Source organism: Paracoccus sp. SY (assembly GCF_002901215.1).
GTDB lineage: Bacteria > Pseudomonadota > Alphaproteobacteria > Rhodobacterales > Rhodobacteraceae > Paracoccus > Paracoccus acridae.
This window is the reverse complement of sequence record NZ_NWMQ01000007.1, coordinates 131,267-150,956: the sequence shown is the minus strand read 5'-3', so window position 1 is coordinate 150,956 and position 19,690 is coordinate 131,267. Positions and strand designations below refer to the sequence as shown.

The 19,690-nt window shown below is 65.5% G+C and carries 21 protein-coding genes and 1 pseudogene; 17 read left to right on the top strand and 5 right to left on the bottom strand.

Annotated elements, in window-relative coordinates; all coding sequences use genetic code 11:
* The 9 genes and pseudogenes from CK944_RS23975 to CK944_RS08520 form a co-directional block, all read left to right on the top strand.
* Positions 1–157 (top strand): annotated as a pseudogene (locus CK944_RS23975) (aldehyde-activating protein); the annotation flags it as partial.
* 89 nt (positions 158–246) lie between these two features.
* On the top strand, positions 247–1,377 hold the full coding sequence (locus tag CK944_RS08555; protein ID WP_103172634.1) for an S-(hydroxymethyl)glutathione dehydrogenase/class III alcohol dehydrogenase: 1,131 nt from the start codon (positions 247–249) through the stop codon (positions 1,375–1,377).
* Positions 1,378–1,452: 75 nt separating this feature from the next.
* The gene (locus tag CK944_RS08550; RefSeq protein WP_103172633.1) at positions 1,453–2,091 is read left to right on the top strand and encodes an ATP-dependent Clp protease proteolytic subunit; all 639 of its coding nucleotides are present in this window, start codon (positions 1,453–1,455) and stop codon (positions 2,089–2,091) included.
* On the top strand, positions 2,088–2,600 hold the full coding sequence (locus CK944_RS08545; protein WP_103172632.1) for a GNAT family N-acetyltransferase: 513 nt from the start codon (positions 2,088–2,090) through the stop codon (positions 2,598–2,600). Before CK944_RS08550 ends, CK944_RS08545 begins: the two co-directional genes overlap by 4 nt.
* Complete coding sequence (gene fghA / locus CK944_RS08540) at positions 2,597–3,430, top strand: S-formylglutathione hydrolase (protein ID WP_103172631.1); 834 nt, start codon at positions 2,597–2,599, stop codon at positions 3,428–3,430. Before CK944_RS08545 ends, fghA begins: the two co-directional genes overlap by 4 nt.
* Positions 3,431–3,595: 165 nt before the next feature.
* Complete coding sequence (locus CK944_RS08535) at positions 3,596–5,473, top strand: methanol/ethanol family PQQ-dependent dehydrogenase (RefSeq protein ID WP_103172630.1); 1,878 nt, start codon at positions 3,596–3,598, stop codon at positions 5,471–5,473.
* 115 nt (positions 5,474–5,588) lie between these two features.
* Positions 5,589–6,239: a c-type cytochrome, methanol metabolism-related gene (locus CK944_RS08530; protein WP_103172629.1), complete on the top strand. Its 651-nt coding sequence runs from the start codon at positions 5,589–5,591 to the stop codon at positions 6,237–6,239.
* A gap of 1 nt (position 6,240) precedes the next feature.
* Positions 6,241–7,053 carry a substrate-binding domain-containing protein gene (locus CK944_RS08525; protein ID WP_103172628.1) on the top strand — a complete coding sequence of 271 codons (813 nt, stop codon included), beginning with the start codon at positions 6,241–6,243 and terminating at the stop codon, positions 7,051–7,053.
* A complete protein-coding gene (locus CK944_RS08520) occupies positions 7,050–7,580 on the top strand; it encodes a PQQ-dependent catabolism-associated CXXCW motif protein (protein WP_103172627.1) in 531 nt (176 codons plus the stop codon). Before CK944_RS08525 ends, CK944_RS08520 begins: the two co-directional genes overlap by 4 nt.
* Here CK944_RS08520 and CK944_RS08515 read toward each other — a convergent pair.
* Both CK944_RS08515 and CK944_RS08510 read right to left on the bottom strand, forming a co-directional pair.
* A complete protein-coding gene (locus tag CK944_RS08515; protein ID WP_103172649.1) occupies positions 7,555–8,460 on the bottom strand; it encodes a YncE family protein in 906 nt (301 codons plus the stop codon). The two genes, CK944_RS08520 and CK944_RS08515, sit on opposite strands and share 26 nt — an antisense overlap.
* 20 nt (positions 8,461–8,480) lie before the next feature.
* Entirely contained in the window at positions 8,481–9,035 is a 555-nt protein-coding gene (locus tag CK944_RS08510) for an SRPBCC family protein (RefSeq protein ID WP_103172648.1), read from the bottom strand.
* Positions 9,036–9,249: 214 nt separating this feature from the next.
* Here CK944_RS08510 and CK944_RS08505 point away from each other — a divergent pair, with 214 nt between their 5' ends.
* The 6 genes from CK944_RS08505 to CK944_RS08480 are packed head-to-tail and all read left to right on the top strand — an operon-like array spanning position 9,250 to position 14,121.
* On the top strand, positions 9,250–10,386 hold the full coding sequence (locus CK944_RS08505) for an ABC transporter substrate-binding protein (protein ID WP_239986009.1): 1,137 nt from the start codon (positions 9,250–9,252) through the stop codon (positions 10,384–10,386).
* A gap of 8 nt (positions 10,387–10,394) precedes the next feature.
* Positions 10,395–11,360: a YVTN family beta-propeller repeat protein gene (locus CK944_RS08500; protein ID WP_103172626.1), complete on the top strand. Its 966-nt coding sequence runs from the start codon at positions 10,395–10,397 to the stop codon at positions 11,358–11,360.
* 35 nt (positions 11,361–11,395) lie between these two features.
* The gene (locus CK944_RS08495) at positions 11,396–11,980 is read left to right on the top strand and encodes a hypothetical protein (RefSeq protein WP_103172625.1); all 585 of its coding nucleotides are present in this window, start codon (positions 11,396–11,398) and stop codon (positions 11,978–11,980) included.
* Positions 11,981–11,987: 7 nt separating this feature from the next.
* On the top strand, positions 11,988–12,713 hold the full coding sequence (locus tag CK944_RS08490) for an ABC transporter ATP-binding protein (protein WP_103172624.1): 726 nt from the start codon (positions 11,988–11,990) through the stop codon (positions 12,711–12,713).
* On the top strand, positions 12,710–13,531 hold the full coding sequence (locus CK944_RS08485) for an ABC transporter permease (protein WP_103172623.1): 822 nt from the start codon (positions 12,710–12,712) through the stop codon (positions 13,529–13,531). The genes CK944_RS08490 and CK944_RS08485 overlap by 4 nt, the downstream gene beginning before the upstream one ends.
* A complete protein-coding gene (locus CK944_RS08480) occupies positions 13,528–14,121 on the top strand; it encodes a hypothetical protein (protein WP_103172622.1) in 594 nt (197 codons plus the stop codon). Before CK944_RS08485 ends, CK944_RS08480 begins: the two co-directional genes overlap by 4 nt.
* Positions 14,122–14,142: 21 nt before the next feature.
* Here the strand turns inward: CK944_RS08480 and CK944_RS08475 are convergent, their stop codons facing one another.
* The 3 genes from CK944_RS08475 to CK944_RS08465 form a co-directional block, all read right to left on the bottom strand.
* The gene (locus tag CK944_RS08475; RefSeq protein WP_158247974.1) at positions 14,143–14,844 is read right to left on the bottom strand and encodes a 5'-nucleotidase, lipoprotein e(P4) family; all 702 of its coding nucleotides are present in this window, start codon (positions 14,842–14,844) and stop codon (positions 14,143–14,145) included.
* A gap of 51 nt (positions 14,845–14,895) precedes the next feature.
* Positions 14,896–16,143: an MFS transporter gene (locus CK944_RS08470; RefSeq protein WP_103172620.1), complete on the bottom strand. Its 1,248-nt coding sequence runs from the start codon at positions 16,141–16,143 to the stop codon at positions 14,896–14,898.
* Between the two features lie 116 nt (positions 16,144–16,259).
* On the bottom strand, positions 16,260–16,853 hold the full coding sequence (locus CK944_RS08465) for an outer membrane lipoprotein carrier protein LolA (protein WP_103172646.1): 594 nt from the start codon (positions 16,851–16,853) through the stop codon (positions 16,260–16,262).
* A 137-nt stretch (positions 16,854–16,990) separates the two neighbouring features.
* Between CK944_RS08465 and CK944_RS08460 the strand changes: the two genes are divergently transcribed.
* Positions 16,991–18,223 carry a putative DNA modification/repair radical SAM protein gene (locus CK944_RS08460; RefSeq protein WP_103172619.1) on the top strand — a complete coding sequence of 411 codons (1,233 nt, stop codon included), beginning with the start codon at positions 16,991–16,993 and terminating at the stop codon, positions 18,221–18,223.
* Positions 18,220–19,629 carry a UdgX family uracil-DNA binding protein gene (locus CK944_RS08455; protein ID WP_103172618.1) on the top strand — a complete coding sequence of 470 codons (1,410 nt, stop codon included), beginning with the start codon at positions 18,220–18,222 and terminating at the stop codon, positions 19,627–19,629. Before CK944_RS08460 ends, CK944_RS08455 begins: the two co-directional genes overlap by 4 nt.
* The last annotated feature ends 61 nt before the right edge of the window (positions 19,630–19,690 follow it).

Sequence of the window (19,690 nt, the reverse complement as noted above, 5' to 3'; positions counted from 1 at the left end):
TTCGGTGATCGAATCGGGTGTCGATCCCTCGCGCATGGACGGCATCCGCGCGCGGCTGCGCGAATTGGGGCTGGAACCCTATGACGCGCTGTCCCCGCCGCTGATGGACGCCATCGCCACCCATGTTGCCAAGCGGTCGGGCAAGCTGGCGGCTTGACCTCTTGGACTGAATGAACACAGCTGCACAGGGGCTGCTTGCGGCCCCTTTTGCCCTTACGGAATGCCCGAACGGATAGGAGAGTGACGATGAGAACCCGTGCCGCCGTAGCCCTGGAGGCTGGCCGACCGCTGGAAGTGATGGAGGTCAACCTCGACGGCCCGAAAGAGGGCGAGGTGATGATCGAGATCAAGGCCACCGGCATCTGCCACACCGACGAATTCACCCGTTCGGGCGACGATCCGGAAGGCCTGTTCCCGGCGATCCTGGGCCATGAAGGCGCAGGCGTGGTGGTCGAGGTCGGCCCCGGCGTGAAATCGGTCAAGCCGGGCGATCATGTCATCCCGCTTTACACGCCGGAATGCCGCGAATGCCCGTCCTGCCTGTCGGGCAAGACCAACCTTTGCACCCGCATCCGCGCGACCCAGGGCCAGGGCCTGATGCCCGACGGGACCAGCCGCTTTTCCATGCTGGATGGCACGCCGATCCATCATTACATGGGCTGCTCGACCTTCTCGAACTATACCGTGCTGCCGGAAATCGCAGTGGCCAAGGTCCGCGAGGACGCGCCCTTCGACAAGATCTGCTATATCGGCTGCGGCGTCACCACCGGCATCGGCGCGGTGATCAACACCGCCAAGGTCGAGATCGGCGCCAAGGCGGTGGTCTTCGGCTTAGGCGGGATCGGGCTGAACGTGATCCAGGGCCTGCGTCTGGCGGGCGCGGACATGATCATCGGCGTGGACCTGAACAACGACAAGAAGGAAATGGCCGAACGCTTCGGGATGACCCATTTCGTCAACCCCAAGGAAATCGACGGTTCCATCGTCCAGCATATCGTCGAGATGACCAAGACCCCCTTCGACCAGATCGGCGGCGCGGATTATTCCTTCGATGCGACCGGCAGCACCAAGGTGATGCGCGACGCGCTGGAATGCACCCATCGCGGCTGGGGACAGTCGGTCATCATCGGCGTGGCGGCCGCAGGCGCGGAAATCAGCACGCGTCCGTTCCAGCTGGTCACCGGCCGGGTCTGGAAAGGCACCGCATTTGGCGGCGCGCGCGGGCGCACGGATGTGCCGAAGATCGTCGACTGGTACATGGAGGGCAAGATCGAGATCGACCCGATGATCACCCACACCATGCCGCTGGACGACATCAACAAGGGCTTCGACCTGATGCACAAGGGCGAGTCGATCCGCTCGGTCGTCCTTTACTGATCGTTCATCGCTGCATAGGTAAAAGAACGGCGGGGCCATGGTCCCGCCGTCGCCATGAGAAAAAGGAGCAGGCCGATGCGTCACCAGTGGCTGGACGATGACGACGACGAACCGGAAGAAGACGACCGCCGCCACGAGGGCGAGAAGGACGGCGGCCTGGGCCTTCCAGAAGGCGACAAGATCGGCAAGCTGTATTTCAAGTCGCGCACGGTGATCGTCGCGGGCACCATCAACGACAAGCTGGCGCAGCGCACCGTGGCCCATCTTCTGGCCCTGGCCGAGGACAGCGACAAGCCGATCAACATGCTGATTTCCTCGCCCGGCGGGCATGTGGAATCGGGCGACATGATCCATGACGTGATCAAGTTCATCCGTCCCACCGTGCGCACCATCGGCTCGGGCTGGGTGGCATCGGCGGGCGCGTTGATCTTCGTGGCCGCGAAGACGGAAAACCGCTATTGCCTGCCCAACACGCGCTTCCTGATCCACCAGCCCTCGGGCGGGATCGGCGGCACGTCGTCGGACATGATGATCCAGGCGGAACAGGTGCGCCTGATGCGCGACCGCCTGAACCAGATCTTCGCCGACGCCACCGGCCAGACGGTCGAGCGGATCGAGAAGGACACCCAGCGCGACTTCTGGCTGAACACGCAAGAGGCGCTGGACTATGGCCTGCTGGGCAAGGTCATCCGGTCCGTTGACGAACTGAAATGACGGGGCAGGGCGGCATCACCATCCGCCCCGCCACCAGTGCCGACCACGACGCCATCTGGGCGATCCTGGAACCGGTCTATCGCGCGGGGGAAACCTATTGCATCCCGCGCGACATTTCCCGCGACGATGCCTTGGCGGATTGGTTCGCCAAGCCCTTTACCGCCTTCGTCGCCGAACTGGACGGCCGGATCCTGGGCACCAGCCATGTCGGCGCGAACCGGCCGGGCGGCGGATCGCATGTGGCGAACGCCTCCTTTGCCACGCATTCAGGCGCGCGGGGCAGGGGGATCGCGCGGGCGCTTGTGGATCATGCGAAAGCCTGGGCCAGGGCGCAGGGCTTCGCGGCGATGCAGTTCAATTTCGTCGTCGCCACCAATACCGATGCCGTCCATTTGTGGCAGAAGGCGGGATTTGCCATTGTCGGCTGCCTGCCGGGGGCGTTTCTTCACCCCAGGCTTGGGCCGGTCGATGGGCTGGTCATGTTTCAGAACCTGGAGGATGTCGGATGACGCTTGAAACCCTTTCCGAAAACCGCAGCTTCGGCGGCACGCAGGGCGTTTACCGCCACCGCTCGCAATCGACCGGCACCGACATGACCTTTGCGGTCTTCATTCCGGAACTGGTGGCGAACGAACGCGTGCCGGTGCTGTGGTATCTGTCCGGGCTGACCTGCACCCATGAAAACGCCATGACCAAGGCCGCGGCCCAGCAATGGTGCGCCGAGGCCGGCATCGCCATCGTCTTTCCCGACACCTCGCCCCGCGGCGACGACGTGGCCGACGACGAGGCCTATGACTTGGGCAAGGGCGCGGGCTTCTATGTGAACGCCACGCAGGATCCGTGGAAGCCGCATTACCGGATGTGGGATTACATCGTCCACGAACTGCCCGAACTGGTGACCGGCAATTTCGCCATCGACGCCGAGGCGATGGGCATCACCGGCCATTCGATGGGCGGGCATGGCGCGCTGACCATCGCCATGACCCATCCCGAACGCTACAAGTCGGTGTCGGCCTTCGCACCCATCGCCAACCCGACCGAATCCGACTGGGGCCAGAAGCAGCTTTCGGCCTATTTGGGGGATGACCGCAGCACATGGCGCGCCCATGACGCGACGATCCTGATGACCGAACGCGGCTATCCCGGAGAGGTGCTGATCGACCAGGGCAGCGCGGACCAGTTCCTGGACAAGCTGAAACCCGAATCGCTGGCCCAGGCGATGATGGCGCGCCGGCAGCCGGGGCAGTTCAGGATGCAGGCCGGTTATGACCACAGCTACTTCTTCGTGCAGTCCTTCATGGGCGACCATGTGATGTGGCATGCCGAACGGCTGCTGTGATCCTTGCCGAACTTTCCCGCTTGTTCTGGCAATTCGCCCCTAAGACTTTAGGGGCAATTGCCAGAACGCCAGATTGACGCAAGGCATTGTCCGTCAAAGACTACCTCCAGGACGGCGACAGGAGGAGGGAACCTGTCGCTCGCTTCCAATAGCGGAGGAACTTCCATGAAAAGATTGCTGAACAGCACGGTAGCCGTGCTGCTTCTGACGGGCACGGCGGGCTGGGCCAACGAAAGCGTGCTGGCCGAAACGGCCAAGCCGGAACAATGGGCGATCCAGACCGGCGACTATGCCAACACGCGTTATTCCGAACTGGACCAGATCAACCGCGACAACGTGGGCGATCTGCGGGTGGCCTGGACCTTCTCGACCGGCGTGCTGCGCGGGCACGAGGGCAGCCCCCTGGTGATCGACGACATCATGTATGTCCACACCCCGTTCCCGAACAACGTCTACGCCCTGGACCTGAACAATGACGGCAAGATCCTGTGGCGCTATGAGCCGCAGCAGGATCCGGAAGTGATCGCGGTCATGTGCTGCGACACCGTCAACCGCGGCCTGTCCTTTGCCGATGGGATGATCTTCCTGTCCCAGGCCGACACCACCGTGGTCGCCCTGGACGCCAAGTCGGGCGAGGTGAAGTGGTCCACCAAGGTCGGCGATCCGGCCATCGGCGAAACCCTGACGATGTCCACCATGCCCGCCAAGGACAAGCTGATGGTCGGCATCTCGGGCGGCGAATACGGTGTTCGCGGCCGTGTGACCGCGCTGAACCTGGCCGACGGCACCGAAGCCTGGAAAGCCTATTCCACCGGCCCGGACGAGGAAATGCTGGTCGACCCGGAAAAGACCACCCATCTGGGCAAGCCCATCGGTGCCGACAGCAGCCTCAACAGCTGGGAAGGCGACCAGTGGAAGATCGGCGGCGGCACGGTCTGGGGCTGGTTCTCGTATGATCCGGACCTGAACCTGGTCTATTACGGCACCGGCAACCCCTCGACCTGGAACCCGTCCCAGCGGCCGGGCGACAACAAGTGGTCGATGACCATCATGGCCCGCGACGCCGATACCGGCATGGCCAAGTGGTTCTATCAGATGACGCCCCATGACGAATGGGACTATGACGGCGTCAACGAGAACATCCTGACCGACCAGGAAATCGACGGTCAGATGCGCAAGCTCTTGACCCATTTCGACCGCAACGGCTTTGCCTACACGATGGACCGCGAAAGCGGCGAATTGCTGGTGGCCGAGAAGTTCGACCCGGTCGTGAACTGGGCGACCGAAGTGGTCATGGACCCCAACAGCGACCAGTATGGCCGCCCGCAGGTCGTGGCCGAATACTCGACGTCGCAGAACGGCGAGGACGAGAACACCACCGGCGTCTGCCCCGCGGCCCTTGGCACCAAGGACCAGCAGCCGGCGGCCTATTCGCCCAAGACCCAGACCTTCTACGTGCCGACCAACCACGTCTGCATGGACTATGAACCGTTCCGCGTCGCCTATACCGCGGGCCAGCCCTATGTCGGCGCAACGCTGTCGATGTATCCGGCCCCGGACAGCCATGGCGGCATGGGCAACTTCATCGCCTGGGACAACATCGAGGGCAAGATCAAGTGGTCGCTGCCCGAGCAGTTCTCGGTCTGGTCCGGCGCCTTGGCGACGGCTGGCGACGTGGTCTTCTATGGCACGCTTGAAGGCTATCTGAAGGCCATCGACGCCGACACGGGCGAAGAACTGTACAAGTTCAAGACCCCGTCCGGCATCATCGGCAACGTGATGACCTATATCCACGGCGGCAAGCAGTATATCGGCATCCTGTCGGGTGTCGGCGGCTGGGCCGGGATCGGTCTGGCAGCGGGCCTGACCAACCCGAACGAAGGTCTGGGCGCCGTGGGCGGCTATGCCGCGCTGTCCGATTACACTGAACTGGGCGGCCAGCTGACCGTGTTCGAACTGCCGGGCGAGGCTTCGGCCGCAGCCGAACCCGCGGCCGACCCGGCGGCGGAACCCGCACCCGCCGAAGGCGGCACCAGCGGCTAATACTTTCGGCCCGCTAACGTAAAGTTGCGCTATCCAACGCTCCCCCCGAGGATATCTTCGGGGGGAGTTTTACCTGAGGAGGACGGGTAAATTGAAATTCGGGAGAAATGACAGCATGAAAGCCATCACCAGCCTTGCGTCGCTGGTCTTCGCCACATCGGTGGCGACAGCTGCCCTGGCGCAGGACGCGACGACCCAGACCCCCCCGCCCGCCGAGGCCGGCGCAGGCGCCGCAGCCGCCACGTCCGGCACGGCACCGGCGGCGGAAGCTGCCGCCCCAACCGAGGGGAGCGATGCGCCTGTCGAGATGGCCGAAGGCGCGACCACCCTTCCCAACGGCATGGACATCACTCCCGTAACCCAGGAAAACGGCCGCTGGTACAACGCCGAGGGCATCCCGACCTTCAAGATCGAGGATGGCGTCGTCGATTTCGCGACCTTCAACGGCTTCCGCCGCTATCACGCGGAATGCCATGTCTGCCACGGCCCCGATGGCGAGGGTTCGACCTATGCCCCCGCCCTGAAGAACTCGGTGCTGCGGATCGACTATTACGAATTCCAGGAAATCGTGGCCTCGGGCAAGCAGGGGACCAACTCGGTCATGCCGGCCTTCGGGACCAACAAGAACGTCTGGTGCTATGTCGACGACATCTATGTCTATCTTCTGGCCCACGGGACCGGAGAGATTCCGCGCGGCCGTCCCGCCGAACGGGCCGACAAGTCCGATGAATACACGGCGCAGGAAGATTCCTGCATGTCGATGTAAGATGGGCATCATCCGCTGGGTGATGGTGGCGCTGGCCCTTGGGTCGGTGCCCGCCGCGGCGCAGGTCGCGGATCTGCGGTCCACCACGCAGTTCCGCGTCTGCGCGGATCCGGCCAATGCCCCGATGTCATCGCGTGACGGGACGGGCTTCGAAAACAAGCTGGCCGACGCCTTCGGGGAATGGCTGGGCCTGCCCGTCACCTATACCTGGTTTCCATCTGGCATGGGCTTCATCGCCAAGACCTTGCGGGCCGGGGAATGCGACGTGGTCATGGGTTACGCCCAGGGCGATGAACTGGTCCAGAACACGAACCATTACTATACCTCGGTCTTCGGCATCGTGACGCGCAAGGACGGCGCGTTGGCCCAGGTGGATCACCTGTCGGATCCGGCGCTGAAGGACCATCCCATCGGGGTGGTCGCGGGATCGCCGCCGGCCTCGATCATGGCGCGGGCGGGGCTTGCCAAGGACATGCGCGGCGTCGATCTGTTCGTGGACCGCCGGGTCAAGGATCCGGTGGGCGACCTGATCGCCGGCGTCAAGGACGGCACGCTGGACGCCGCCGTGCTGTGGGGCCCGCTGGCCGGGCCGCGCGTCAAGGACGACCCGGATCTGCAATTCACGCCATTGCTGAAGGAAATCGCGGGCCCGAAGATGTTCTATCGCATCACCATGGGGGTGCGGTTGCCGGAACAGGAATGGAAACGGGAACTCAACAGCCTGATCCGCCGCCACCAGGATGAGATCAACGCCATCCTGCGCGATGCGGGCGTGCCCCTCGTCGATGACTATGGCAAGGAGCTGATCCAATGATCCGCGCGGTCCTGCTGGCCTTGCTGCTGGCGGGACCGGCCACCGCCCAGGTTGCCGAACCCGATGCCTATCGAGGCGAGCCGTATCGCGCCCCGGTGCCCGAAACCCTGCAGGGCGCCACGGTCATCGACGCGGCCCAGGCGATGCGCCTGCACGCCGATGGGGTTCCCTTCCTGGACGTGCTGCCCCGCAAGACCCGACCCGAGGGCCTGCCCGAAGGCACGATCTGGCGCGAACCCCCGCACGAGACGATCCCCGGCGCGGTCTGGCTGTGGGATACCGGCTGGGAGGCCCTGGCCCCGGCCGAACAGGCGCGCCTGGAACGCGGGCTGGAACAGGCCAGCAGGGGCGACCGGGCCGCACCCCTGGTGATCTTCTGCCGCAGCGACTGCTGGATGAGCTGGAACGCCGCGCGCCGCGCGGTCGCCCTGGGCTATACCGGGATCCACTGGTTTCCCGGCGGGATCGAGGGCTGGCTGGCCGCAGGCGGGGCGCCCTTGGTCAGGGCGACACCTGCCGACCCGTGAACTGCCCAAAGGCGCGCGGGCCGGACGGCATGTCGATTTCCGCCGTGATGGCCAGGCTTTCGGCATCCACCACGGTCAGCGTGTCCGATTCCCAATTCGCCACCGCCACGGCAGCACCGTCCGGCAGGGGACTGATGCCCTCGGGGTAATCGCCGACCGGAATCTCTGTCAGCACCGCCAGGCTTGCCGGATCGAACACCGTCAGCGTGCCGGCATATTGATTGGTGACGAACCCCCGTCCCCCGGCGAAGGCAACGGCATAGGGGTGGCTGCCGGTCGGGACCTGTCCTGCCAGGCTGCCGGCAACCGGGTCGATCACCGACACCGTGTCCCCCTGCACATCCGCCGTCCAGAACCGCCCGCCATGCCAGGTGATGCCGAAGGGATGGGGCCCGGCCGTCGCGACCCGGTGCAGCAGCGCGCCGCTTTGGGCGTCGAAGATGCTGACCGCATCCGCATCGCGATCCGCCGTCGCCACCCATTGCCCGTCATCGCTGACGGCGACCCCCGCCGGGGCGGCGCCGGTTGGAACCTCCCACATCTTCTGCAGATCGTTGTCCAGGTGGATCAGGCGTGCCCCATACCAGTCAGTGACGAACAGCCCGCCCGCCGGGGCAGCGGCCAGACCAAAGGCCCCCTCGCCCAGATCGAGGCTTTCGGTGATGCCGCCCTGCTCATCCAGCACGAAAAGGAGCCCGGTATCCGCCGCGATCACATAGGCACGCCCCGCTGCCGGGTCATAGGCGACCGGCGCGGGCTTTCCCGGAACCGGCGTTCGGGCCAGCACCGTGCCCGTCTCCGTATCCACAAGCGTCACCATGTCCGCGTTCTGGCTGGTCACGAATGCCAAATCCCCCGCCAGGGCGGGGGATGCTAGCATCAGAAGAACGGCGGCAAGCCTCACTCGGCCTTGCCGAATCGCTCGACCAGGGCATCAAGGCCCGCCTGATAGATGCCGTTGACCGCCGCCATCGCCGCGTCGTCGTTCAGGTCTGCAGGGGGATCGTTGTTCGGATAGCCACGATAGAAGCCGGCCTTCCAGACGACCTCGGCGCGGCCATCCTTGTCGTTGACCTGCAGCGTGGACGAATAGTTCGTGACCGGCAGAACCTCGACCGCGACATCGGTGATCATGTACTTGTATTGCCGCTTGTCGGGATTGGTGGACATCAGCCTTTCGGTGATGGTCGGATCGCCGCTTTCCGCTTTCAGATGCAGGATCCGGGTCGATTCCTCGGGGACGTCGATGGGGGCGCCTTCGGGGGTGATCTCGGTCCGGGCGACGGCGGGGTGCCAGTTCATGTCGTCGAACTTGCCGATGACCTGCCAGACCTCGTCCGGGGTGGCGTCCAGAACCACCGACTGCTCGGTCTTCAGCCGCGCGGGTCCATGCGCCTGCGCGCCCAGGGTCATGGCCAGCGTGGCGGCGACGGCAAGGCCCAGGATCTTCTGCATCATCTGTCCGCTTTCCTCCAAATGCCATGACCATGCGCCGGAGCGGGCGGTCAGTCCATAAGACCTAAGACTGATCCAAATCTTCCCGCCATGGGCGGGAATAAAAACCGTCTTGTCCCAAGGCCTTGCACGACCCAACATGCCGCCAGGGAGAGATGAAATGTTCAAGGGAATCATAGGACTTTTGGCTGGCGTGGCGCTGGCCGGGCCTGTCATGGCCCAGCAGCCCCAGCCCGAGATGCAGCAGATCCGCGCGGCCGTTCTGCGCGTGGACGAGGAAAGACTGCCACCCATTTCCCGGCTGGACCTGCCGGTCGAGGATCTGGGATTCGCGGGCGCCCGTCTGGCGATCGAGGACAACGACACCACCGGCCGCTTCATGGGCCAGGACTTCGAGGCGCTGGAGGTGACCGCCACGCCCGACACCGCCGCGGCCGAACTGGACAGGATCCTGGCCGAGGGCATCCAGTTCGTCGTGGTCCTGGCCGACGACGCGACGACGCTTGCCCTGGCCGACCAGGCGGGCGACCGCGCGATGCTGCTGAACGCACGGGCGCGGGGCGACAGCCTGCGCGGGGTCGATTGCCGGTTCAACACCATCCATGTCGCGCCCAGCCATGCCATGCTGACCGATGCGCTGGCGCAATTCCTGATGTGGAAGAACTGGCCCGACTGGCTTCTGGTCCATGGCAGCCACCCCGAGGATCAGGCCCTGGCAGGCGCCTGGCGCCGGTCCGCGGCCAAGTTCGGCGCGAAGATCGTCGAGGAGCGCATCTTCGAGGATACCGGCGGCGCCCGCAGCACCGATTCCGGCCATGTCCAGGTGCAGGCGCAGATGCCCGTCTTCACGCAGCGCGCGCCTGACTATGACGTGCTGATCGCGGCGGACGAAAGCGACATCTTTGCCCCCTATCTACCCTATCTGACCTGGGATCCGCGCCCCGTGGCGGGATCCGCCGGACTGGTGCCGCGAAGCTGGCATCCGGCGATGGAGGCCTGGGGCGGGACGCAATACCAGAACCGGTTCGAGAAACTGGCCAACCGCCCCATCCGCGAGGAGGATTACCAGGCCTGGCTGGCCCTGCGCATCGTCGGCGAGGCCGCGACCCGGACGCAGTCGGCCGACCCCGACACGCTGCGCGAATTCATCCTGTCGGATCAGTTCGACGTGGCGGGCTTCAAGGGCCAGAAGCTGACCGTGCGCGACTGGGACCACCAGGTCCGCCAGCCGATCCTGCTGACCACCGGCGTCCTGACCACCTCGGTCAGCCCGCAGGACCAGTATCTGCACCAGACCAGTGCGCTGGACACCCTGGGCATCGACCGTCCCGAAACCGAATGTTCCTTTTGAGAGGTTCCATGAAGCATATCCTGGTCCTGGCCCCCGCCCTTGCCCTTCTGGCGGAACCGGCACTTGCCAACCGCGTCTTCGTCACCAATGAAAAGGGCAACGACGTCACCGTCCTGGACAGCGACACGCTGGAGGTTCTGGGGACCTATCCGGTCGGCAACCGCCCGCGCGGCATCACCATTTCGCCGGACGGGACCGAACTTTACGTCTGCGCCTCCGACGACAACCTGGTGCGTGTCTTCGATCCCAACACGATGGAGGAACTGCACACGCTTCCCTCGGGTCCCGACCCGGAACTGTTCGTGCTGCATCCCTCGGGCAACCCGCTGTATGTCGCCAACGAAGACGACAACCTGGTCACCGTGGTCGATGTGAAGACCAAGCAGGTGCTGGCCGAGATCCCCGTGGGCGTCGAGCCCGAGGGCATGGGCGTCAGCCCGGACGGAAAGATCGTCATCAACACGTCGGAAACGACGAACATGGCGCATTTCATCGACACGGACACGTTCGAGATCGTTGCCAACGTCCTGGTGGATTCGCGCCCGCGCTTTGCCGAATACAATCACGACGGCACCAAGCTGTATGTCAGCGCCGAGATCGGCGGGACCGTCAGCGTGATCGACCCCGCTACGCAGGAAATCACCAGGAAGATCACCTTCGAGGTTCCGGGCGTCCTGCCCGAGGCGATCCAGCCCGTCGGCGTGCGCGTGACGAATGACGGGAAAAAGGTCTTCGTGGCGCTTGGGCCGTCGAACCGGGTGGCCGTGATCGACGGCGAAACGGACGAGGTCAAGGATTACCTTCTGGTCGGCCAGCGGGTCTGGCAGATGGCCTTCACCCCCGACGAGAAATACCTGTTCACCACCAACGGCAATTCCAACGACGTGTCGGTGATCGACGTCGCCGCCGAGGAAGTCATCAAATCCGTCGCCGTGGGCCAGCAGCCCTGGGGCGTCGTGGTCGCGCCGAACTGACGCGGCCCCATCCATCCATTGAAGAAGGAAATCCCATGACCCGTTTGCTGACCGTTCTGATGATCATGGCCGGATTGACCGTTCCCGCCGCGGCCCAGGATGCCGCCGCCCCCGCCGAAGGGACCGCCGCGACCGAAGCCGCGCCCGCCGACGCCGCCGCGACCGAGGAAGATGACGACGACGACGATGACGACGCCGAAGGCGAAGCGGGCGGCGAGGCTGCCGCCGTTTACGACGCGCAGGGCAAGTTCGACTACGGCTTCTCGGGGATCATGGCGCGCGACAACCGCACCGATCTGGCGCCGCTGACGCTGGCCTCGGGACAGCCGGTCGCGGGCGGGGAATACACCCTGAAGTCGGGCGGCTTCTACCGCATCGCCATCAATGCCGACGGCAGCCAGGAACTTGCGCTGTCGGGCGGCGACTTCTTCCGCCACATCTGGATCAACGAGATCGTCATCAACGACATCGAGATCCGCCCGATGGGCGTCCACAGCATCGAATTCGACAATGCGGGCACGGCGGTGATCAGCTTCATTGCAGTCACGCCCGGACGCTATACACTGTCGGTGCCGGGATCGTCCGGCGAAAGCCAGCAGGCCGTGTTCAATATCCAATAGGAGTGACGTGTCCACAGACGCGCTTCGCATCACCGGCCTGTCCCACAGCTTCGGCAGCGTCAAGGCGCTGTCGGATGTGTCGCTGACGGTCCCGCGCGGCAGCTTCACCGCGCTGCTGGGCGTGAACGGCGCGGGCAAGACCACGCTGTTCTCGCTGGTGACAAGGCTTTACAGCAATGTCACCGGCAGCATCGAGGTCGCGGGCCATGACGTCCGCCGCCAGCCCGCACAGGCCATGGCGCGGCTGGGCGTGGTGTTTCAAAGCCGCGCCCTGGATGCCGATCTGAGCGTGGCGCAGAACCTGGCCTATCACGCGGCCCTGCACGGGATATCCCGCAAGGATGCAAGAAACCGCATCGAACAGGTGCTGGCCCAGGTCGGGCTGGACAGCCGGGCAGGGGACAGGGTCTCGGCCCTGTCGGGGGGACAGCAGCGCCGGGCGGAAATCGCCCGTGCCCTGATCCACCGTCCCGACCTTCTGCTTCTCGACGAGGCCACGGTGGGTCTGGACGTGAAATCCCGTGCCGAGGTTCTGGCCCTGACCCGCAGCCTGATCGCGTCCGAAGGGGTGTCCGCATTATGGGCCACCCATATCCTGGACGAAATCCAGCCGGACGACGATCTGGTGATCCTGCACAAGGGCCGCGTGCTGAACAGCGGCAAGGCTGCGGCCGTGTCGGGGCCGTCGGGATTGACGCAGGCCTTCCTGTCGCTGACCGGTGCGGCGGCATGACCGCGCGCCGCTTTCCGGCCCGCGCCTGGGCCACCGCCTTTCGCGGCATCGCCTGGCGCGAGACGCTGCGCTTCGTCCAGCAGCGCGGCCGCTTCATGGCGGCGCTGGTCCGCCCGCTGGTCTGGCTGTTCATCTTTGCCGCGGGTTTCCGCGCCGTGCTGGGCCTGTCGATCACGCCGCCCTATCAGACCTATGTGCTGTACGAGGTCTATGTGACCCCCGGCCTGGTGGCGATGATCCAGTTGTTCAACGGGATGCAATCGTCGCTGTCGATGGTCTATGACCGCGAAACCGGGGCCATGCGGACGCTGCTGGTCAGCCCGTTCCCGCGCTGGTTCCTGTTGGGGTCCAAGCTGATGGCGGGGGTGATCGTGTCGATCATCCAGGCCTATGCCTTTTTGCTGATCGCCTGGTTCTGGGACATCCGCCCGCCCGCCTGGGGCTATGTCGCCGTCTTTCCTGCGCTGGTCCTGTCGGGGCTGATGCTGGGCGCGCTGGGGCTGTTCCTGTCATCGGCGATCCGGCAACTGGAGAATTTCGCAGGCGTCATGAACTTCGTGATCTTCCCGATGTTCTTTGCCTCGTCGGCGCTTTATCCGCTGTGGCGGATGAACGAAAGCTCGCCCCTTTTGCACGACATCTGCGCGGCCAATCCGTTCACCTATGCGGTGGAACTGATCCGCTTTGCGCTTTACCTTGAATGGAACGGGCAGGCCTTTGCCGTGGTGGCGGGCTGCCTGGCGGCGTTTTTCGGCGCAGCCGTCTTCATGTATGATCCCGCCAAGGGCCTGTGGGCCAGACGGAAGGAGAGGGGATGAAACGCATCCTGTTCGCATTGACGATCGCCGCAGGGCCGGCATGGTCGGCCGCCGGCACCGACCCCGAATGGCCATGCATCCAGCGAAAGCAGCCGCATCTGTCGCTGGGCCAGGTCTGGACCGGGCCGGTCCCCGACGACCGCGTGACGGAACTGGCCCGCGATCCCCGGATCGACGCGCTGGCCGCCCGGCTGGAACAGCGCCGCCTGCCGATGGAGGAAGCCGAGGCCGCCATCGCCGACTTCGCGGCCGATGCCGACGATGCCCGGCTGACGGCGCTGATGGTCGCGGTCATGGGCAAGATCGAGCCGGACCGGTCCGCCCTGATCGAGGGGATCGCGCGTTATGGCCGCAGCCAGGTGGCCCTGGCCCAGAGGATCGAGGAACGCCGTGCGCAGATGGCCGAACTGGAAGCTGCGGCGGAACCCGATTTCGATGCCATCGACGCGGCCGAGGAGGCGCTGGACTGGGATCAGCGCATCTTCACCGAACGCCAGCAATCGCTGACCTATGTCTGCGAAACGCCGGTGATCCTGGAACAGCGCGCCTTCGCCCTGGGCCGGGCCATCGCGGCGCACCTGGGCGAATAAGGCAGGGCCAGACGGCAGGCGTCAGCGCGGCTTGGTCGCGCCCGGCAGGTTCCAGGGGCGCAGTTCGGCCTCCATCCAGGTGCCGTGGGCGGCGTTCGGAAAGACGATCCAGTCCTCGCCGAAGCGGTCGGCGTGATCCTCGGCCAGCTTGTGCTGTTCGTCCAGCGTCACCCCCGCGAAGCAACCGTGGAAATCGTGCAGCGTGTCGCCCAGGTGCAGGATCACGCGGTGGTTCCTTTCCACGGCGGCGCGGCGTTCGGCCTTGGGCGGCCCGAATAGCAGCACCTGGTCTGCATGGACCTGCGGCAGGCCAAGCCGCGACAGGGTGGCGATGGTCGCCAGCTTGTTTTCCTCGAACCGGTCCGAGACATAGAAGATCGTGACGCCCAGGCTGTCGGCCAGGTGGAAGAAATCGCTCGCGCCCGGCAGCAGATGCGGCGTGCCCTCGCGTTCCCACAGCTTCCAGGTCTCGAACCCGTCCAGATGCTCGCCCAGGGCCATCGCGTGGGCCATGACGGCGGTGTTGTCCAGGATCGTCTCGTCGATGTCGCTGACAACGGCCAGGCCCTTGCCGGTGCCGTTCGCCTCCACCGCCGCGCGCAGGCGCAGCGTCGCCAGGGCATAGCATTGCCGTTGCAGGGCCTTCACCTCGGCCGAGCGTTGCTGATAGCGGATCGCGATGGCGCGTTCCGACGGGTGATGGCGGGGGGGCGGGGTGGTCATGGCGAATCCTGTCCTTGGCGCGCCGGACCCTAGGACCGCCATCCGCCTTCGTCAAACCGCTGCGGCAGCCGCAGGCAGTCGCGAGGGCGCCTCGCGCACCGGCAGGTGGATCAGGGCGCTGATCGCGCCGACACCGACGCCCACCCACCAGACCAGGGTATAGTCGCCATAAGCGTCATACAGCTTGCCGCCCAGCCAGACCCCCAGGAAGGATCCGATCTGGTGCGACAGGAACACGAAGCCGTAAAGCGTCCCCATATAGCGCAGACCATAGATATAGGCGACAAGCCCCGAGGTCAGCGGCACCGTGGCCAGCCAGAGCGCCCCCATGACCAGCGAAAAGACGATGACGCTGGCGGGCGTGATCGGCATCAGGATGAAGGTGGCTGCGGCGATGGTGCGGAGCGTATAGATCCCCGCCAGCAGGTATTTCTTGGTATAACGCTTGCCCAGCCATCCCGACAGGATCGAGCCCGCGATATTGGCAAGCCCGATCAGGCTGATGGCCGCCGCCCCCAGGGCCGAGGTGGTGGTGATCCCGATGCTGGCCAGCGTGCCCATGGGGCTGATGGGGCCGCACATCTCGGTCACCATGGCGGGGAAATGGGCGGTGATGAAGCCAAGCTGATAGCCGCAGGAAAAGAAGCCCACGAAGATCATCAGGAAGGACGGGTCGCGGAAGGCGCGGCCCAGGACGCTGCCCAGGCTTTCCTCAAGCTCGTGGCGGCTGGCGGGCCTGCCGTCGCCCAGCATCGGCAGGAAGGCCATGCAGGCCAGCACGATCACGCCGAAGATGATGAACACCGTAGGCCAGGCATAAAAGCCCAGCAGAACCTCGGCCAGGGGGGCGCCGAAGACCTGGCCCGCCGATCCGGCGGCGGTGGCGATGCCCAAGGCCAGGCTGCGGTTCTCGTCGCTGGCCGCGCGGCCGACCACGGCCAGGATCACGCCGAAGCCCGTGCCCGCGATGCCGAAGCCCACCATCACCTCCAGCAGCTGCATGGTGGCGGGGCTGGTGGCGAAGGCGGTCAGGATCAGGCCGGCCGAATACAGGATCGCCCCCAGGATGATCGCCCAGCGGTCGCCCCAGCGTTCGGCAAGCGCGCCGAAGATCGGCTGCCCGATCCCCCAGGCCAGGTTCTGGATGGCGATCGCCAGCGAGAATTCCGCGCGCGGCCAGCCGAAATCGGCGGCGATGGGGATCTGGAAGACGCCGAAACTGGCCCGCAGGGCGAAGTTGATCAGCAGGATCAGCGATCCGCCGATCAGGATGGGCGTGAACAAACGAGAGGAAGGCATGACGGAACCCCCGCGGCCATGTGTCGCGGCCAGCGTTGAACCCGTCAGGCCCGAAGATCAAGCCCCGTCGGCATGATGCGATCCATCACCCGCAATGATGGGATCGCACCAAAGGATCAGTTCCGCCGCGCCATCTCGTTGTTGATCGAGAACTTGGAGGCGGGGATGGACCCGCCCTCGCGCATCTCGCCCAGGATCACGGTGGTCTTCTGCCCGCTGTCGTCGGTCACGACCCATTGGCGCAACTGCGTGGGCCCTGCGGTGAAGACCATCTGGATATTGCCGTATTGCGGATTCTGCGGATCCTGCGCGGTGACGACGGTGGCGTTCTTCGATTCCGTGTGCGCGGTGACCATGTTCGCGCGCCCCAGGTTCACGTCCGCATCCAGGATGATCGACAAGGGCGTCTGCGACAGCGGATATTGTTGCGGCCCACTGGATTTCGGATCGAACACCGCCACGTTCCCGCCCGACGCCATGACCAGTGTGCTGTCGTTGTTGTACTCGAACCGGACGCGCCCGGGCCGCTGGATATAGACCGTCCCGGTCGAGATCGAGCCATCGGGATTGACCTGCGTGAACTCGGCCGTCGCTGTCGTCATCCGGTTCAGATAACGCGACAGTTCGTTCAGCGGGATCTTCTCGGCCAGGGCCGGGAAGGCAAGGGCAAGAACAAGGGCGGGCGCAAGCGCGAGGGATCTGAGGTTCATGCGGGCGATCATATCCTTTCGGTGGCGGGATGCACATCACGTCTGGCGGATGGCGTTGCGGCGAACGCTCGCATCGGCGTGAGGGTTCCTGCGGGGCAAAGGTTGAACGGAACACAGCGCGAACATATATCTGCCCCATGGCAGCGCGAACATTGCAACAGAAGCTTGCGATCCTGTCGGACGCGGCGAAATACGACGCCTCTTGCGCGTCCAGCGGCACGACCCGGCGGGACTCTCGTTCCGGCGGGCTGGGATCGACCGAAGGCATGGGCATCTGCCATGCCTATACGCCCGACGGGCGCTGCATCAGCCTGCTGAAGATCCTGATGACGAACTTCTGCATCTATGACTGCGCCTATTGCATCAACCGCGTCAGCAGCAACGTCGAACGCGCCCGCTTCACCCCCGAGGAGGTCGTGACGCTGACGCTGGAATTCTATCGCCGCAACATGATCGAGGGGTTGTTCCTGTCGTCGGGCATCATCCGCAGCCCCGACCAGACGATGGGCGACATGGTCCGCATCGCGCGGATGCTGCGGGTGGATCATGGCTTCAAGGGTTATATCCACCTGAAAACCATCCCCGACGCCTCGCCCGAACTGGTGGCCGAGGCGGGGCTTCATGCGGACCGGCTGTCCGTGAACATCGAACTGCCGCAGGATGCCAGCATCCGCGAACTGGCCCCCGAAAAGCGCCCCGAGACGATCCGCGCCGCCATGGCCGATGTCCGCCTGTCGCGCGAGGCCGCGAAGGAACGGACGCATACCGGCAAGCGTCCGCCGCGCTTTGCCCCGGCGGGCCAGTCCACGCAGATGATCATCGGCGCGGACGCGACCACCGACCGCGACATCCTGAAGACCTCGGCGAACCTGTATTCCGGCTATGACCTGAAGCGGGTCTATTATTCTGCCTTCAGCCCGATCCCCGACGCATCTGCCGTTCTGCCGCTGGTCAAGCCGCCCTTGATGCGCGAACACCGCCTTTATCAGGCCGACTGGCTGATGCGCTTCTATGGCTTCGAGGCCGAGGAGATCGGCGCGGCCCATCCGTCGGGCTTCCTGGATCTGGCGATTGACCCCAAGCTGGCCTGGGCGCTTGCGAACCGCGCGCAGTTCCCCGTCGATGTCGCCCGCGCCAGCAAGGAGATGCTGCTGCGCGTCCCCGGTTTCGGCACAAAGACGGTGACGCGCATCCTGGCCGCGCGGCGCAACGGGCCGGTGCGATATGGCGACCTGCTGCGCATGGGGGCGATCATGTCCAAGGCCAAGCCGTTCGTGACGCTGCCCGACTGGCATCCCGGCGTGCTGACCGACAGCGCAGGTCTTCGCGCGCGTTTCGCACCCCCGCCTGAACAGCTGCAACTGCTGTGATCCGCGTCGATCTGCCCCGTTTCGGCCGGTTCGACGCCTGGCGCGACGTGGCCCGGCAACTGGCGTCGAACCGGGTGACGCCCGGTGACGTGGCCTGGGGCGACGGGGGGCTGTTCGGCGGCGATGCGCCCCCGCCCATCGGTCCGCATCCCGTAGTCGCGACCAAGGATTTTCTTGATCTGGCCCGGACGGTCGCCAGCCATTCCGATCCCGAACGCTGGGCCTTGCTTTACGGCGCGCTGATCCGATTGCAGGACGATCGCGGCTTCATCGCCAATCCTGCCGACCCGCTGACCAGCCGGTTGTCGCGCATGGCGAAATCCGTGCGCCGCGACCTGCACAAGATGCACGCCTTCGTGCGCTTCCATGAACTGCCCTCGGACGGTCCGCGCCGCAGCTTCGGCGCCTGGTTCGAACCCGAACACCTGATCCTGGAAGCGGGCGCGCCGTTCTTTGCCAGGCGTTTCGCCGACATGGACTGGCTGATCGCCACCCCCGAGGGCATGGCCCGGTTCGACGGCAGCTTGCATTTCGACCCGCCCGGTCCGCGCCCGAACCTGCCCCCGGACGCCAGCCACGATCTGTGGCAGACCTATTTCGCCAATATCTTCAACCCCGCCCGGATCAAGACCCAGGCCATGCGGTCCGAAATGCCGCGCAAATACTGGAAGAACCTGCCCGAAACCGACCTGATCGCGCAGATGCTGGCCGATGCCCCCCGCCGCGTGCAGGCGATGCGGGACGCCGGCGCGACCGACGCCCCCGCCTTCGCCGCCCGCGTGACCGCCCGCATCCGCCAGATCCCCGACGACAGCCTGCCCGAGACGCTGGAGGCCGCGCGCGACCAGGCCCTGCGCTGCACCCGCTGCGATCTCTGCCATGCCGCGACCCAGACTGTCTGGGGCGAGGGCGATCCCTCAGCCCCCCTGATGATCGTGGGCGAGGCGCCGGGCGATCACGAGGATCTGCAGGGCCGCCCCTTTGTCGGGCCGGCAGGGCAGCTTTTGCGCCAGACCATGGACCAGGTCGGCCTTGATCCCGCCCGGGCCTGGATGACCAATGCGGTCAAGCACTTCAAGTTCACCCCGCGCGGCAAGCGCCGCATCCACCAGAACCCCAACGCAGGCGATATTCGGCATTGCAAATGGTGGCTAGATATCGAACGCCGGATGATCGCCCCGCGCCTGACCGTGGCGCTTGGCGCGACAGCGGCCTTTGCCCTGACCGGCAACCGCTTGCCCCTGACCCCTCGGCGTGGCGGGGTGGAAACGACGCTGGACGGCGGGCCGGTGCTGATCACCTGGCATCCCAGCCTGATCCTGCGCCTTGATCCCGGCGCGGCAGCCACGGCGCGCGAACAGTTCGCCCTTGACCTGTCGCAGGCCGCACGGCTGATGGCGGCCTGATACCCATCTTCTGTGCTCAAATATCCGCGGGGGAGTCCGCCTTGGTGGACGGGGGCGGCAG

What these genes read in the sequence shown, in the direction of transcription:
- CK944_RS08555 (WP_103172634.1), top strand. Translation starts at nt 247, where the DNA reads ATGAGAACCCGTGCCGCCGTAGCCCTGGAGGCTGGCCGACCGCTGGAA.
- CK944_RS08550 (WP_103172633.1), top strand. Translation starts at nt 1,453, where the DNA reads ATGCGTCACCAGTGGCTGGACGATGACGACGACGAACCGGAAGAAGAC.
- CK944_RS08545 (WP_103172632.1), top strand. Translation starts at nt 2,088, where the DNA reads ATGACGGGGCAGGGCGGCATCACCATCCGCCCCGCCACCAGTGCCGAC.
- fghA (WP_103172631.1), top strand. Translation starts at nt 2,597, where the DNA reads ATGACGCTTGAAACCCTTTCCGAAAACCGCAGCTTCGGCGGCACGCAG.
- CK944_RS08535 (WP_103172630.1), top strand. Translation starts at nt 3,596, where the DNA reads ATGAAAAGATTGCTGAACAGCACGGTAGCCGTGCTGCTTCTGACGGGC.
- CK944_RS08530 (WP_103172629.1), top strand. Translation starts at nt 5,589, where the DNA reads ATGAAAGCCATCACCAGCCTTGCGTCGCTGGTCTTCGCCACATCGGTG.
- CK944_RS08525 (WP_103172628.1), top strand. Translation starts at nt 6,241, where the DNA reads ATGGGCATCATCCGCTGGGTGATGGTGGCGCTGGCCCTTGGGTCGGTG.
- CK944_RS08520 (WP_103172627.1), top strand. Translation starts at nt 7,050, where the DNA reads ATGATCCGCGCGGTCCTGCTGGCCTTGCTGCTGGCGGGACCGGCCACC.
- CK944_RS08515 (WP_103172649.1), bottom strand. Translation starts at nt 8,460, where the DNA reads ATGCTAGCATCCCCCGCCCTGGCGGGGGATTTGGCATTCGTGACCAGC.
- CK944_RS08510 (WP_103172648.1), bottom strand. Translation starts at nt 9,035, where the DNA reads ATGCAGAAGATCCTGGGCCTTGCCGTCGCCGCCACGCTGGCCATGACC.
- CK944_RS08505 (WP_239986009.1), top strand. Translation starts at nt 9,250, where the DNA reads ATGGCCCAGCAGCCCCAGCCCGAGATGCAGCAGATCCGCGCGGCCGTT.
- CK944_RS08500 (WP_103172626.1), top strand. Translation starts at nt 10,395, where the DNA reads ATGAAGCATATCCTGGTCCTGGCCCCCGCCCTTGCCCTTCTGGCGGAA.
- CK944_RS08495 (WP_103172625.1), top strand. Translation starts at nt 11,396, where the DNA reads ATGACCCGTTTGCTGACCGTTCTGATGATCATGGCCGGATTGACCGTT.
- CK944_RS08485 (WP_103172623.1), top strand. Translation starts at nt 12,710, where the DNA reads ATGACCGCGCGCCGCTTTCCGGCCCGCGCCTGGGCCACCGCCTTTCGC.
- CK944_RS08480 (WP_103172622.1), top strand. Translation starts at nt 13,528, where the DNA reads ATGAAACGCATCCTGTTCGCATTGACGATCGCCGCAGGGCCGGCATGG.
- CK944_RS08475 (WP_158247974.1), bottom strand. Translation starts at nt 14,844, where the DNA reads ATGACCACCCCGCCCCCCCGCCATCACCCGTCGGAACGCGCCATCGCG.
- CK944_RS08470 (WP_103172620.1), bottom strand. Translation starts at nt 16,143, where the DNA reads ATGCCTTCCTCTCGTTTGTTCACGCCCATCCTGATCGGCGGATCGCTG.
- CK944_RS08465 (WP_103172646.1), bottom strand. Translation starts at nt 16,853, where the DNA reads ATGAACCTCAGATCCCTCGCGCTTGCGCCCGCCCTTGTTCTTGCCCTT.
- CK944_RS08460 (WP_103172619.1), top strand. Translation starts at nt 16,991, where the DNA reads ATGGCAGCGCGAACATTGCAACAGAAGCTTGCGATCCTGTCGGACGCG.